Annotated in this window: 16 protein-coding genes; 6 read left to right on the top strand and 10 right to left on the bottom strand. The window is 59.9% G+C overall.

Features of this window, described 5'->3' with window-relative positions:
• The first annotated feature begins 56 nt into the window (after window positions 1-56).
• Window positions 57-1,244, top strand: a complete 1,188-nt coding sequence (cfaB, locus tag V9L13_RS20570; protein ID WP_338800391.1) for a C17 cyclopropane fatty acid synthase CfaB — start codon at window positions 57-59, stop codon at window positions 1,242-1,244.
• Between the two features lie 44 nt (window positions 1,245-1,288).
• Here the strand turns inward: cfaB and cls are convergent, their stop codons facing one another.
• Window positions 1,289-2,728 (bottom strand): cardiolipin synthase, encoded by a 1,440-nt coding sequence (cls, locus tag V9L13_RS20565; protein ID WP_003229724.1) that lies wholly within the window; start codon window positions 2,726-2,728, stop codon window positions 1,289-1,291.
• A gap of 131 nt (window positions 2,729-2,859) precedes the next feature.
• Here cls and V9L13_RS20560 point away from each other — a divergent pair, with 131 nt between their 5' ends.
• Window positions 2,860-3,378: a DUF3617 domain-containing protein gene (locus V9L13_RS20560; protein ID WP_338800390.1), complete on the top strand. Its 519-nt coding sequence runs from the start codon at window positions 2,860-2,862 to the stop codon at window positions 3,376-3,378.
• A gap of 94 nt (window positions 3,379-3,472) precedes the next feature.
• On the opposite strand, the gene V9L13_RS20555 is transcribed toward V9L13_RS20560, so the two are convergent.
• From V9L13_RS20555 to folE2, 6 genes are read right to left on the bottom strand one after another with little or no spacing between them, the layout of a single operon-like run.
• Entirely contained in the window at window positions 3,473-4,804 is a 1,332-nt protein-coding gene (locus V9L13_RS20555) for a dihydroorotase (RefSeq protein WP_338800389.1), read from the bottom strand.
• Between the two features lie 3 nt (window positions 4,805-4,807).
• Entirely contained in the window at window positions 4,808-5,368 is a 561-nt protein-coding gene (locus tag V9L13_RS20550; protein ID WP_338800388.1) for a carbonate dehydratase, read from the bottom strand.
• Window positions 5,365-6,240, bottom strand: coding sequence for a metal ABC transporter substrate-binding protein (locus V9L13_RS20545; protein ID WP_338800387.1), 876 nt, complete (start codon window positions 6,238-6,240; stop codon window positions 5,365-5,367). Before V9L13_RS20545 ends, V9L13_RS20550 begins: the two co-directional genes overlap by 4 nt.
• 11 nt (window positions 6,241-6,251) lie before the next feature.
• Window positions 6,252-7,118 (bottom strand): metal ABC transporter permease, encoded by an 867-nt coding sequence (locus tag V9L13_RS20540; RefSeq protein WP_226500735.1) that lies wholly within the window; start codon window positions 7,116-7,118, stop codon window positions 6,252-6,254.
• Entirely contained in the window at window positions 7,118-7,786 is a 669-nt protein-coding gene (locus tag V9L13_RS20535) for an ATP-binding cassette domain-containing protein (RefSeq protein ID WP_338800386.1), read from the bottom strand. The genes V9L13_RS20540 and V9L13_RS20535 overlap by 1 nt, the downstream gene beginning before the upstream one ends.
• Complete coding sequence (folE2, locus tag V9L13_RS20530; RefSeq protein WP_045122686.1) at window positions 7,783-8,679, bottom strand: GTP cyclohydrolase FolE2; 897 nt, start codon at window positions 8,677-8,679, stop codon at window positions 7,783-7,785. Before folE2 ends, V9L13_RS20535 begins: the two co-directional genes overlap by 4 nt.
• Before the next feature lie 84 nt (window positions 8,680-8,763).
• Here folE2 and V9L13_RS20525 point away from each other — a divergent pair, with 84 nt between their 5' ends.
• A complete protein-coding gene (locus V9L13_RS20525; protein WP_338800385.1) occupies window positions 8,764-9,966 on the top strand; it encodes an N-acetylmuramoyl-L-alanine amidase in 1,203 nt (400 codons plus the stop codon).
• Here V9L13_RS20525 and V9L13_RS20520 read toward each other — a convergent pair.
• Window positions 9,963-10,340, bottom strand: a complete 378-nt coding sequence (locus tag V9L13_RS20520) for a glutamine synthetase (RefSeq protein ID WP_338800384.1) — start codon at window positions 10,338-10,340, stop codon at window positions 9,963-9,965. The genes V9L13_RS20525 and V9L13_RS20520 overlap by 4 nt on opposite strands.
• A 234-nt stretch (window positions 10,341-10,574) precedes the next feature.
• Between V9L13_RS20520 and zigA the strand changes: the two genes are divergently transcribed.
• Entirely contained in the window at window positions 10,575-11,780 is a 1,206-nt protein-coding gene (zigA, locus tag V9L13_RS20515) for a zinc metallochaperone GTPase ZigA (protein WP_338800383.1), read from the top strand.
• Window positions 11,780-12,430 carry a DUF1826 domain-containing protein gene (locus V9L13_RS20510; RefSeq protein WP_338800382.1) on the top strand — a complete coding sequence of 217 codons (651 nt, stop codon included), beginning with the start codon at window positions 11,780-11,782 and terminating at the stop codon, window positions 12,428-12,430. The genes zigA and V9L13_RS20510 overlap by 1 nt, the downstream gene beginning before the upstream one ends.
• A 4-nt stretch (window positions 12,431-12,434) precedes the next feature.
• Here V9L13_RS20510 and V9L13_RS20505 read toward each other — a convergent pair whose 3' ends face one another.
• Complete coding sequence (locus tag V9L13_RS20505) at window positions 12,435-12,791, bottom strand: hypothetical protein (RefSeq protein ID WP_003229700.1); 357 nt, start codon at window positions 12,789-12,791, stop codon at window positions 12,435-12,437.
• A gap of 28 nt (window positions 12,792-12,819) precedes the next feature.
• Here V9L13_RS20505 and V9L13_RS20500 point away from each other — a divergent pair, with 28 nt between their 5' ends.
• The gene (locus tag V9L13_RS20500; protein WP_338800381.1) at window positions 12,820-13,791 is read left to right on the top strand and encodes a CobW family GTP-binding protein; all 972 of its coding nucleotides are present in this window, start codon (window positions 12,820-12,822) and stop codon (window positions 13,789-13,791) included.
• A gap of 1 nt (window position 13,792) precedes the next feature.
• Here V9L13_RS20500 and V9L13_RS20495 read toward each other — a convergent pair whose 3' ends face one another.
• Complete coding sequence (locus tag V9L13_RS20495) at window positions 13,793-14,206, bottom strand: DUF3301 domain-containing protein (protein ID WP_003229696.1); 414 nt, start codon at window positions 14,204-14,206, stop codon at window positions 13,793-13,795.
• Window positions 14,207-14,236: the final 30 nt, after the last annotated feature.

The raw sequence follows: 14,236 nt of genomic DNA, 5'->3' as shown, positions 1-14,236 counted from the left end.
ATTTTTCAAGGATGGTCTACCCTCAGATCTGACGTCTGAAACAAGGGGGATTTTCCATGCTCGCGCAACTTCCACCAGCCTTACAGAATCTGCAGCTTCCGCTTCGCCTGCGGCTCTGGGACGGCCATGAATTCAATTTGGGCCCGGCGCCCAGCGTAACCATCGTGGTCAAGGACCCGACGATGGTCACCCAGTTTACGCATCCAAGTCTTGACGCGCTGGGGGCGGCGTTTGTCGAAGGCAAGCTTGAGCTGGAAGGCTCGATCAGCGAGGTCATCCGGGTCTGCGACGAATTGAGCAGCGCCTTGCTCGATGAGGATGACGATGCACAGCCTGTGCGTTCGGTGCACGACAAGGAAACCGACGCCAAGGCCATTTCCTATCACTACGACCTGTCCAACGCGTTCTACCAGTTGTGGCTGGACAGCGACATGGCGTATTCCTGCGCGTATTTCGAAACCGGCAGTGAAACCCTCGAACAGGCACAACAAGCCAAGTTCCGGCATCTGTGTCGCAAGCTGCGTTTGCAGCCGGGCGATTACCTGCTGGACGTGGGTTGTGGCTGGGGCGGTCTGGCCCGTTACGCGGCGCGTGAATTCGGCGCCAAGGTGTTCGGCATCACCCTGAGCAAGGAACAGCTGGAACTGGCTCGCGAGCGCGTCAAGGCCGAGGGCCTGGAAGATCAGGTCGAACTGCAATTGCTCGACTATCGCGATCTGCCGCAGGACGGGCGTTTCGACAAGGTGGTCAGCGTCGGCATGTTCGAACACGTCGGCCACGCCAACCTCGCTGAATACTGCAAGGTCCTGTTCGGCGCGGTGAAGGAGGGCGGTCTGGTGATGAACCACGGCATCACCGCCAAACACACCGATGGCCGTCCGGTGGGACGCGGTGCTGGCGACTTCATCGAGAAATACGTGTTCCCCAACGGCGAGCTGCCGCACCTGGCGATGATCTCGGCCGAGATCAGCGAAGCCGGGCTGGAGATCGTCGACGTCGAAAGCCTGCGATTGCACTACGCGCGCACACTCGACCATTGGAGCGAGCGCCTGGAGGACAACCTCGAAGCCGCCGGGAAACTGGTGCCGGATCAGGCGCTGCGTATCTGGCGGCTGTATCTGGCCGGATGTGCCTACGCGTTCGCGCGTGGCTGGATCAACCTGCACCAGATTCTTGCGGTGAAGGCACATCCGGATGGCAGCCATGAACTGCCCTGGACTCGCGACGACATCTACCACCCTTGATGCCTGAACCATGCCCTCTCGCTCGGAGAGGGTGATGGGGCTTGCTAGAGAATCGGTGAAATGAGCCGGGCGATTCGCATGCCGAGCTGTTGCAGGCGGTGGACTTCCCGGCTCTCTTCTTTGGCGACTTCGTAAGCCTGCTCGAAGTCATCGTTGAGCATCTGCTCTACGCTGGCAGCGAACTCGCAGTCGACGGTCAGCAGCATCACTTCGAAATTCAGCCGGAATGAGCGGTTGTCCAGATTGGCGCTGCCGATGGCGCTGATCTCGCTGTCGATCAATACCACTTTCTGATGCAGGAACCCCGGCTCGTAGCGGAACACCCGCACGCCGGCGCGCACCGCTTCGAACGCATAGAGGCTGGAAGCGGCGTAGACGATGCGGTGATCGGGGCGCGATGGCAGCAGCAGGCGCACATCGACGCCGCGCAGCACCGCCAGGCGCAACGCGGCGAAGACGGCCTCATCGGGAATGAAGTAAGGACTGGTGATCCACACCCGCTCGGTCGCGGCGTGGATTGCTTCGACGAAGAACAGCGAACAGGTTTCGTAGGCATCGGCCGGGCCGCTTGCCAGCAACTGGCAGAGCACGCCGTCCTCCGGGTATACGTCCGGCAGGATCAGCGGCGGCAACGTGCGCGCGGCCCAGAACCAATCCTCGGCAAACGACTCCTGCATGCAAGCTACCACCGGCCCACGCACTTGCACGTGGGTGTCGCGCCATGGCGCCAGTGGCGGCTTCTCGCCCATGTATTCATCGCCGACGTTATGCCCGCCGACAAAGCCGAGTACGCCATCGACCACGACGATTTTGCGGTGGTTACGGAAATTTACCTGGAAGCGATTGAGCCAGCCGCTGCGCGTGGCGAAGGCTTTGACCTCGATACCGGCATCGCGCAACGCCTGCACATAACTGTAGGGCAGGGCGTGGCTGCCGATCCGGTCGTAGAGCAGATGAATCGCCACGCCCTCAGCCGCTTTCTTCAGCAACAGATCGCGCAGACGCTGCCCGAGGCGGTCGTCATGGATGATGAAAAACTGGATCAGCACGGCTTCGCGCGCTTGATCGATTGCCTGGAAAATCGCCTCGAAGGTGGCGTGTCCATTCACCAGCAGCTGCACTTCGTTGTTTGCCAGGCACGGCATGCGCCCCAGCTTGGGCATGGCGCGTAGCGAGGCATAGGCTTTCGACGCGCGGGCGGTGAGCGCTTCTTCCACCCACGGGCGCCAGTTCAGCTCGGATATCGCCTGGCGCATCTGTTCGTTGGCCTGACGGCGCGCCTTGATGTAACCGTCGAAAGTGCTGCGGCCGAACACCAGGTAGGGGATGAGGGTCAGATAAGGAATGAAAATAAGCGACAATGCCCAGGCGATCGAGCCTTGGGCGGTGCGTACCGTCAGCACCGCGTGGATCGCGGCGATCAAGCCGAGGCTATGTATAAGAGCGATCAGATAACCGAAAATGTGCGGTCCAAAATAATCCATGGGGCAACCTTGCTCCTGAAGATTCAATGCGTAACAGACCATGTTCCGAGGCGATTGTCGCTATTTAATTGGCGCATGAACCGAAGCAATCGGCCGGCGTCTAACGGCCACTACTGATCAGGAGTTTTTCGATGAACGTTCGTCTGCTGGGTTTGGCACTGGGCCTGGGTTTGGCAATGCCAGTGATTGCGCAGGCACAAATGCTGCAGCCGGGGCTATGGGAAATGACCTCGAGCAACGTCAAGGTCGATGACCAGCCAATGGATGTGCAGTCGATCCTCGGTCAGTTGCAAGGCCAGATGACGCCGCAACAGCGCGCGGCGCTGGAAAAGAACGGAATCAACATCGGTGGCAAGGGCATCCGTGCCTGCCTGACACCGCAGCAAGTGGCGACCAACGATATTCCGCTGGCCGATCCCCAGTCGGGTTGCAAACAGCAGATCACCGAACGCACCGGTAACCAGTGGAAATTCCGCTTCAGTTGCCCGAAAGCGCAAGGCACCGGGGTTGCTACGTTCCTCAGTGATCGTGAGTTCACCACGGTGGCCAACGGCACGTTCAATGCGATCGGGATCAACCAGAAGGGCAGTCTGGAAACCCGTGCGGTGTGGTTGGGTCAGGATTGCGGCACTGTGAAGCCAAGAGCTTAAAAGCTTCGCGAGCAAGCTCGCTCCCACAGGGTCAGTGCGATTCCTTGTGGGAGCGAGCCTGCTCGCGAAGACGTCCTGTCAGACACCTGATCATTCAGCGCATAAACCGCAGCGGCAGGCCCTGACATCCTTCGTTAATACGCTGCTCGCGCCAGGCAATCTGCCCCGACACCAACGTCGTATTCACCCGATAGCGGAAAGTCTTGTCAGCAAACGGCGTCCACCCGCACTGCGACATAATCGGTTGCCGCGACACCTCCAGAGCCGCTGGCTCAACCAGCACCAGATCCGCCCAATACCCCTCCCGCAAATAACCTCGATCCGGAATCGCAAACAGATCCGCCACCCGATGGCTGGTCTTCGCCACCAGCGTGGTGATCGGCAGCACGCCATCGGCCACCAGCTCCAGTAGCGCCGGCAAAGCGTGTTGCACCAGTGGCAAACCGGACGGCGCTTCGGCATATGGGCGCTGTTTTTCCGCCCAGGTATGTGGCGCGTGATCGCTGCCGATCACATCCAGTCGATTGCTCAGCAGCGCCGCGCGCAAAGCATCGCGGTCGGCTCGGGTCTTGATCGCCGGGTTGCATTTGATCAGGTTGCCGAGGGCTGGATAGTCGCTTTCATCGAACAGCAGGTGATGCAGGCAGACTTCAGCAGTGATGTGTTTTTGCGCGAGTGGTTTGTCTTCGAACAACGCCAGCTCGCGGGCGGTGGTCAGGTGTAAAACGTGCAGGCGGGTGCCGTGACGTCTGGCCAGTTCCACCGCCAGTGAAGAAGAGCGGTAGCAAGCCTCGGCATCGCGAATCAAGGCATGGATATTGGCCGGCAGGTGTTCGCAGCGACGTTCACGCATTCTGGCTGCATTGGCCTCAATGCTCGGTGTGTGTTCGCAGTGGGCCAGCAGGATCGTTGGCACTTCGGTGAAAAGACGTTCGAGAATCTGCGGGTCATCTACCAACATGTTGCCGGTGGAGGCACCCATGAACACTTTGACCCCGGCCACTTCGCAGGGGTTGAGCGCGGCAACGGTGTCGAGGTTGTCCCGGCTCACACCGAAGTGAAAGCCGTAGTTGGCCACAGAGTTGATCGCCGCACGACGCTTTTTATCCATCAGCGCTTCGAGGGTGAGGGTGGCCGGTTGGGTATTGGGCATGTCCATGAAACTGGTGATGCCGCCCGCCACCGCTGCTCGAGATTCGGTGTGAATGCAGCCCTTGTCCGGCGCCCCCGGTTCGCGAAAATGCACTTGGTCATCGATCATCCCCGGCAACAGCCATTGGCCGTTGGCGTCAATTTCCACCCGCGCAGTTTCACCATCGATGCTGCGCGCGATCTTGACGATCCGGCCATGGCTGACCAACAGATCGCCGTCGAACTCGCGTCCTTCGTTGACCAGTCTGGCGTTGCGAATCAGCACGCTGCTCATGGTTCAGAACTCGTTCTGCAAGGCTTTGTAACCGCGCACCAGATCGACGTTGGTGCGTGCCACGTCTTCGGAAAACTCCGAGGCGCTGACACTCACCGGCGGGAACTGCGAGAGGTCGGTGTTGGGGCCGATGCGGGTAGTGGACGGCACGTAGAACGCGGCCGGCAAATCGCGGCCATCGACCACCGAGTTGTGCCGCACCACGCAGCCATTACCGACCACGCAATTGAACAACACACTGTTGAAGCCGATGAACACGCGGTCGCCAACCACGCACGGACCGTGCACGATCGAGCGGTGAGCGATCGAGCTGAACTCGCCGATGGTCACTGCCGCCCCGGATTTGGAGTGGATCACCACGCCGTCCTGAATATTCGAATTGGCACCGATGGTGATCGGCTCCATCGCTCCCGAAGCATCGACTTCGTCGGCGCGGATCACCGCGTAGGGGCCGACGAAAACGTTCTCGCCGATGATCACCTTGCCACAGATGATCGCGGTTTTGTCGACGTAGGCCGACTCGGCAATTTGCGGCAGATCGCCTGAAGGATTCTTGCGGATCATGGCTGGCTCAGTGCGTCGTAAAGGGTGTTGAGGTTGTATTCGAACAGCCCGGTAAAGGTGCTGGCCGGGCCGCTGGCCGCGAGGGCATCGGAGTACAACGTACCGCCGATATGCGCGCCGCTCTCATCAGCGATCTGCTTGAGCAGGCGCGCGTCCTTGATGTTTTCCATGAACACCGCTTTGACCTTGGCCTGACGAATCTGGGTAATCAACGCGGCGACTTCGGCGGCCGATGGCTCGCGTTCGGTGGACAGACCTTGCGGCGCCATGAAGTCGATGCCGTAGGCCTGACCGAGATAACCGAAGGCATCGTGACTGGTGACGATCTTGCGATTGCCCGGCGGCAGTGAACCGAGCTTGACCTTGGCTTCGGCGAGCAGGGCGTAGATCTGTTTCAGATAGGCCTGGCTGTTGCGCTGGTAGTCGGCCTTGTTCGCCGGATCGGCGGCAATCAGCGCCTTGGTGATGTTGGCGATGTACAACTCGGTGTTCGCCAGATTGTGCCAGGCGTGCGGGTCGGGAACGCTCTCGCCGTCTTCATCCAGCGAGCGTGGAATCACGCCGTGACTGGCACTGATGACAGGGGCTTTGGTCTCGGTGCTGGTGACCAGGCGATCGAGCCATGGTTCGAAACCGAGGCCGTTCTTGATGATCAGCCTGGCCTTGAGCAGCGCTTTGGCGTCATCGGGCGTCGGTTCATACGTGTGGGCATCGGCGTCCGGGCCGACCATGTTGGTGATCTGAATATGCTCGCCCCCCACCTGATGAACCATGTCGGCGAGGATGCTGAAGCTGGTGACCACCGGCAATTTTTCCGCCGCCGACAACGACATCGACAGCATCAGGCTGAACAACACGAGTAGAGCACGCATCGGGAAACACCTCATTGGGATGTGAGCAAAGGCGGGCGGCGCAGCAAACCGTGCACCGGTCCGAACACCACGGACAGCAGATAACCGATGCCGGCGACCAGCACGATCGCCGGACCGCTCGGCAGCGAGTAGTAGAACGAGATCAACAATCCGCACCCCACCGAGAGGCAGCCAATGAGCGCCGAGATGGCAATCAGGCTCGGCAGGCGCCGACTCCAGAATCGTGAAGCGGCGGCGGGCAGCATCATCAGACCCACCACCATCAAGGCGCCGATGGCCTGGAAACCGATCACCAGATTGAGCACCACCAAGGTCAGGAACACGCCGTGGGCGAGTGGACCGAGACGGCTGACGGTTTGCAGGAATAGCGGGTCGAGGGTGTCCAGCAGCAGCGGTTTGTAGATCAGAGTCATGGCGATCAGGCTCAGCCCCGACACCCACAACATGCCGTTGAGGGTCGGACCGTCGACGGCGAGTGCCGAGCCGAACAGCAAATGCAACAGGTCGAGACGCTTGCCGGCGATGCCGAGAATCAACACGCCGCTGGCGAGCGAGATCGGATAGATCGCGGCGAGGCTGGCGTCTTCGCGCAGACCGGTGCGACGGGTGATCCAGGCGGCGAGACCGGCCATGCCCAGGCCGGCGCCGAGGCCGCCGAGTGTCAGTGCCGGCAGACTGAGACCGGCGAACCAGAAGCCCAGCGCCGCACCGGGGAGAATGCCGTGGGCGACGGCGTCACCAATCAGGCTCATGCGCCGCAGGATCAGAAACACGCCAAGCGGAGCCGTGCTGCAGGCCAGTACCAGACCGCCGAGCAGTGCGCGGCGCATGAACACGAACTCGATGAACGGTTGCCAGAGATGGCTGACGGTGAGCATCAGGCCACCTGCGTGTTGGGTGTTTGCTGGATCAGTTCGGCACTGGGGCCGAACACGCACTGACGATTTTTGATCAGCAACGTCTGCGGGATGTGTTGGCGTACCGCGGCGAGGTCGTGGCAGACCACCAGCAGTGTTCGCCCTTCGGCATGCCAGGCGTGGAGGTGTTGCCAGAGTAACTGCTGGCCCAGCTCATCGAGGGCAGCGTGGGGTTCGTCGAGGAGTAGTAACGGGGCGTCGGCCAGACTCAAACGGGCGAGCAGCGCGCGTTGTAATTCGCCGCCGGAAAGGGCCATCAGCGGACGCTTTTCCAATCCGCTCAAGTGCCAGTTTTCCAGTGCGCTGGCGAGTCGTTGCGCGCGCAGTTGCGTCGACAATCGGCGGCCCCAGAAACCCGCGGCCACCAGTTCTTCGAGGCTGATGGGGAACTGTCGGTCGAGGTGTTGCTGCTGCGGCAGGAACGCCAAGCCGCCCTGACGTGGAACACCCAGTGCGACTTTTCCGGATAAAGGCTTCTGTAATCCGGCGATGACTTTCAGCAGGCTGCTTTTACCGCAGCCGTTGGCGCCGATGATGGCGCTGAGGCTGCCGTGTTCCAGCGAAAGCGTCAGTGGCGAAGTCAGTGGTTGGCCGGGTGCGCCCCAAGTCACGGTTTGGCAACGGATCATGCGAGTTCTCGGTGCCAGTGGCTTTCGGCGACAGCGTCGTGGGCGTGCAGGCTTTCGGCGTGGATTACCCGCAGGTGGAAACCACTGACGCCGGGGGAGCGGCGCAGGGCCAGATTGAGTCGTCGCGCGGCGTCTTCGCAGAACATCAGGTTTTGCCCATTGGCCAGAGCGAAGGCTTGTTCGTCGGCGCGTTTCACGGCGGTTTGTACGGCGGTGCCGAGTGCCGCTTCGGCATCATTGATGATGACGCTCAGGGGTAGCTCGTCGATGAACTCGTCCAGATGCATATGCAGTTGCGCGGTGCTGCGTTGGCTGTGCGGGGTGGCGACAATGCCTTGGCTCGATCCAAGCCAGGCCAACACTTCGGCATGTTGCAGTGGCTTGTTGGCGAAATCATCGATGAATTGCTGCTGAATCAACTGCCGCGCCAACGCTGCTGAGCAGGGGCAAGTTGAGGAGTAAGGCACTTCGATTTTCAGTTCCACGTGGAACACTTTGCTTTTCAGGCTCGCACAAATACTCACTGGATAGCTCTTCCAACCGGCCAGAGGGCTGACTAGCGCAGGTCTTTTCAGTAGTACTTCGCAATGGATGTTCAGGTAGGCGCTATCGGATAAACCTTCGTGACTGACCAGAAAATCATCGAGTACCTCGCGCAATAAGGCGGGAGAGAGGTTGTGCCGTTCAAGCGCCGCCAGCGCCAGATACAGCCGCGACATGTGAATACCGCGCGCCTCGCCATCATCGAGACTGACGCCTGCATCTGCTTTTGCGCTCAGACGTTGGCCTTCCAACAGAACAGGCAGAGCGATACCGCACATACCCACCCAGTCAAGCGGTAACGCCTGGCGAGCGACTTGAGTCGCTATATCCGGAAGTGTCAGCGAATTCATGTTCGGAACCATCGTGTTGATTGAATTGGATGTTACATTATAACAATACAAATCACGATAGCTTTTTCATGAACGGGCTTTCATATGCACAGACGTCATCTGCTCAATCTGCTGCTGGCCAGTACGGCCTTGGCTTTCCCCTTCAGTGTCTCGGCTACACAGATTCGCAATGCGCGGCTGTGGCGTTCGGATGAAAAGCTGCGATTGGTGTTCGACCTGAGCGGTCCGGTGCGCTACAAAACTTTCTCCCTGAGCGCTCCGGAACGCCTGATCATTGACCTTTCAGGGGCGAGTTTGAGCGGTGATTTCAGCCAGTTGGTGCTTGCCGATACCGCTATTCGCTCCATTCGATCAGGTCACTTTGGTCAGGGTGATACACGGATTGTTCTCGACCTGAACCATCCAGTGCTGTTGAACAGCTTCCTTTTGGCGCCCGAAGATGGCCAAGGACACCGCTTGGTGCTTGATCTGGTGAACGCCAAACAGGCATCAAGTGCGGCAATGGTTCCACGTGAAACACCCTTGAATAAAGCTCACCCCAAGCGCGACATCATCGTCGTCGTCGACCCCGGGCACGGCGGAAAAGACCCGGGCGCGGTTGGTGCCAAAGGTGAACGGGAAAAAGATGTGGTGCTGTCCATCGCCCGGTTACTCGCCAAACGTCTGAAGAGGGAGAGAGGTTTCGACGTGAAACTGGTTCGCAATGACGACTTCTTTGTGCCGCTTCGCAAGCGTGTGGATATAGCGCGCCAGCACAAGGCCGACATGTTTATCTCAGTGCATGCCGATGCGGCGCCACGTCTGACGGCGTCGGGAGCGTCTGTGTATTGCTTGTCCGAGGGTGGCGCGACGTCTGCGACTGCGCGCTTCATGGCGCAGCGGGAGAATGGCGCGGATCTGCTCGGTGCGACCAGTCTGCTCAACCTCAAGGACAAGGATCCGATGCTCGCAGGAGTGATCCTCGATATGTCGATGAACGCCACCATCGCCGCCAGTCTGCAACTCGGCAGCACCGTTCTCGGCAGTCTGGCAGGCATTACCACGCTGCATCAGAAGCGCGTGGAACAGGCAGAATTTGCCGTGTTGAAGTCGCCGGACGTGCCGTCGATTCTGGTGGAAACCGGCTTCATTTCGAACGCCCGAGACAGCCAGCGACTGGTCACGCCTCGGCATCAGCAAGCCGTGGCGAATGGCTTGTTCGAAGGGCTACAGCGTTACTTTCAGAAGAATCCACCCGTCGACAGCTATATCGCCTGGCAGCAGGAGCAGCAAAACGCGCGGGTTTAGCAGCCAGTGATCCGGCTGCAGGTGAACTTCGCGCTACTGCCGCCAGAGCTGGAAAAACGATTGATCGTCGTCCAGCCGACGCGACGGGTGTAGCCCACCCAGGCTTCCCCGTCAGAGGCGATCCCGGTAAAGAACGTCAGTTGGCCGAAACGGCTGTTGGTTTGCGCCCAGTAGCGGTTGCCGTCCTTTTCAAAGCCCCGCAGATAAATTGTGCTGCCCACCGTGTTCACGCTGTAGGCATTGCCTTGCGCGTCGATGCAGGCCAGTAGATTGGCGCTGCGTGTGCAGTTGGCGAGTGCCGGAATTTGCCCCCAAGCGTCGGCCCACGACAGCAACGCGAGACTCAGCAGCGAGCATTTCAAAGCAGTTTTCATCTCGGTTCCCAATGGGCAGATTGCGTGCAGCTTCCTGCTCTTTATCGGTTTGGGCAAGAGCGGGGCTGGCTTATTCATATTGTTATACTATAACATTAATTTGTATTGAGTCTGAGTTCGCCAATTTCAAGCGTCTGCTTCTACCAGATCGCTGTTTTGAAGCCATAGAACGCGGTGCGCTACGCCAAACCAGGCCAAAGTGCACATCGGCCGCCATCTGATGAGGATTATCCAATGTCATCTCCGCTTCCCGTGACCGTTCTTTCGGGCTTTCTCGGTGCCGGAAAAAGTACACTTTTAAATTACGTACTACGTAATCGAGAAGGCTTGCGCGTTGCTGTTATCGTTAACGATATGAGCGAGATCAATATTGATGGTAGCGAAGTTCAGCGTGATGTCAGCTTGAACCGTGCTGAAGAAAAACTGGTGGAGATGAGTAACGGTTGTATCTGCTGTACGTTACGCGAGGACCTGCTCGAAGAAGTCAGCAAGCTCGCCCGCGAAGGACGATTCGATTACCTGCTCATCGAATCCACCGGTATTTCCGAGCCGCTACCGGTCGCCGAAACGTTCACCTTCCGTGACGAGCAGGGCCTGAGCCTCGCCGACGTCGCGCGCCTCGACACCATGGTGACGGTAGTCGACGGCGTGAATTTCCTCCTCGACTATCAGGCCGCCGAGAGTCTGGCTTCCCGAGGCGAGACCCTGGGCGATGAAGACGAGCGCTCGATCACCGATCTGCTGATCGAACAAATCGAGTTCGCCGACGTACTGCTGATCAGCAAAATAGACCTCATCAGCCGCCAGGAGCGCGAAGAGCTGATGGCAATCCTCAAGCGCCTCAATGCCCAGGCGGAGATCATTGCAATGGTGATGGGTGAGGTGCCGCTGGAGAAAATCCTCAACACGGGCCGATTCGACTTCGAGAAAGCCGCTCAGGCCCCGGGCTGGTTGCAGGAATTGCGCGGTGAGCACGTGCCGGAAACCACGGAATACGGCATCGCTTCGACGGCCTACCGCGCACGCAGCCCGTTCCATCCGCAGCGTTTCTTCGACTTCATCGATCGCCCATGGCCGAACGGCAAACTGCTGCGCTCCAAAGGCTTCTTCTGGCTCGCCAGCAAACCCTCCGACGCAGGCAGTTGGTCGCAGGCCGGCGGTTTGATGCGCCATGGTTTCGCCGGTCGCTGGTGGCGTTTCGTGCCGAAAAACCAATGGCCGCAGGATCAGGAAAGTACCGCAGCGATCATGGAAAACTGGACGCCGAGCGTCGGAGATTGTCGTCAGGAGCTGGTATTCATCGGCCAGAACATCGACTTCGTACAGCTCAAGTCGGAGCTCGATGCCTGCCTGCTGACTGACGAAGAAATGGCCATTGGCGTAGACGGTTGGCGCCGGCTGCCGGATCCGTTCGGCCCTTGGCACGAAGAGGCCGCCTGATGCTCGCGCTCAAGTTGCAGCAAAACCGGGCGCGCCATCAGCATCAGGGAGCGACGCCGAAAACGCTGACGCGAATCCTCGAAGACGACGTCAATCTTGCGGTCTGGCAGCGTCAACTGCCGCTGCACATCGCCGATTTTGCAGAATTGCTGCTGTCGCTCAACGAGCCTTTGGCGGAATCGCTGTGCATCGAACTGCCGGATGAAGACGCCGACCCTGATCTGCAAGGACTGGCCGCCGGGTTCCGTGATTTGCAAGGCTACGAAGCCTTCATCGCTGACCTGCAATGGCTGGTGAGTGCCTTCGCCTGTCTGCTGGGGGCACGGCGTATCGGTTTGCGCCTGCGGGTGTTGGATAAAGCCATGTGCCCACGTTTCCATGTCGATCATGTGCCGGTGCGCTTGATCACAACCTTTGCGGGGATTGGCAGCCAATGGCTCAAGGAGGGCGTGATGGATCGCGAGCAACTGGGTCAGGCCAACGCCGAGCCACAAGGCATGAGCCAAATCCAGCAACTCAAACGGGGTGATGTGGCGCTATTGAAGGGCGAGAAGTGGCTCGGCAATGAAGGCTTTGGCCTGATTCATCGCTCCCCGCAACCGGCGCCAGGTGAGCGACGGCTGCTGCTGACCCTCGACTGGCTCGGCTGACAGCTCACGGCTTGAGCCACTGGCCCTGGCTCTGGCCTTCGCAGTACGGCTGCAAATATGCCGCGTCGGAGGCGACACCGTAATAGTGGATATCCTGGCGATAGGGCATATTGGCAACTTGCGCGTTGCTGCACACGCCGAACGCGCCGCTCGGGCATTGATCGACGTACTGCACCTCGACTTTCTGCCCGGCCAGCGTCGGTTGGCAGAAGCCGTCGCTGAACAGTTTCTCGGGAATACTGCGGTTTTGCTGGCAGACTTTAACGTCAAGTCGCTCACCCTGGCTGTGCACCACGCAGGCCTGGGCCCAGGCTTCGCTCGACAGCAGCATCAACAGCAACGACCATCCCATCCAACGCATGCCCAATCCCCTCAGAAAACTCCCAGTCATGTTGCAGAACATTCCTACCCATGTCATCGCCGGCCCTTTGGGCGCCGGCAAGACCAGTCTGATCCGCCAGCTCATGGCCCAGCGGCCGGAAGGCGAGCGCTGGGCGGTGCTGATCAATGAGTTCGGCCAGATCGGCCTCGATGCCGCGTTGCTGACCCGCGACGCCGATGGTATCGCACTGGGCGAAGTCGCCGGAGGGTGTCTGTGTTGCGTGAATGGTGCGCCGTTTCAAATCGGCCTCGGCCGTTTGCTGCGTAAGGCCCGGCCGGATCGGCTGTTCATTGAGCCATCCGGGCTGGGCCATCCGGTGCAGTTGCTCAAGCAGTTAAGCGAAGCGCCGTGGCGTGGTGTACTGGCGGTACAGCTCTGTGTGTCAGTGCTGGATGCCCAGGCGCTGGCAGCCGGGAAAGCGCTGCCGCCCGCTCAGCAGGAGGCTTTGGGCAGCGCCGGTCTGCTGTTACTGAACAAGGCAGAAAGTCTGGATGAGGCTGTTCGGCAGACCATCGCCGAGCGTTTGCCGGCAGTCAAACTGATCTGGACGCAGCAGGCGCAACTACCGTTGCGCGAGTTGCCGGGTGTGGCGGCGCAAGCAATTGCAGGTGTGGATAACCTCATCGTGCCGCAGGGATTGGCGTCGATTCCGGCGATCTGGAGCGATCCGCAATCGCCGATTTGCCTGAGTCAGGCACAGGAGGGCGGTTGGAGCATCGGCTGGCGCTGGCACCCGGGGCAGAGGTTCGATACGCAACGCCTGAGCCAATGGCTGCAAAGCCTGGACTGGCGACGGGCGAAACTGGTTATCCACAGCGCACAGGGTTGGGTTTCAGCCAATGCCCTGGATAACGCGGAACTGAATTGGCAACCCAGTGAGTGGCGCCGGGATTCACGTATCGAGCTGATCTTTGCCGATGCGCAAAATGTCGATAATTTGCAGGCAGGCCTGGCGCAATGCCGGGTTCAGGCGGATTAGCTCAAGGCTTCCACTTGTTGTGATCCTGACGCCACTGGCTCAGCTCGATCACTTCGGCCCGTGGGCGGGTGACCTCGACCACGGGTGGCGTGTCGTCGAACGGTGCGGGGTAGGGCGCCAATTCGATCGAAGCGCTGTGTGCGCCAAACTGGGTGATGGTGCCGTTGTGCCGGGTTTCGCCGGTCACGGTGAACTCGAAGTTGTAGACCCGGGCCAAGCGCCGCCGGCCGCTGGCATCCTTGATCAAACCGATTTTTTTCAACGCGACGTTACCGTCCAGCAGTTCGACGCCAACGTTGATGCAATGCTGCTTGACCCGCTCCAGCGCCCGCTCGCGCAAGCCGTGGTTGTGCCAAAGCCATGCGCCGGCAGCGGCGAACAGCATCAGCACAAAGATGTTTTCGAGGGTCAGCATCAGCAGGAAACTCCAAAAGATAAGCTCAGC

Source organism: Pseudomonas sp. RSB 5.4 (genome assembly GCF_037126175.1).
In the GTDB taxonomy this organism is placed as follows: Bacteria; Pseudomonadota; Gammaproteobacteria; order Pseudomonadales; family Pseudomonadaceae; genus Aquipseudomonas; species Aquipseudomonas fluorescens_H.
The sequence above is the reverse complement of the archived record's forward strand: the minus strand, read 5'-3'. Positions and strand labels throughout refer to the sequence as shown.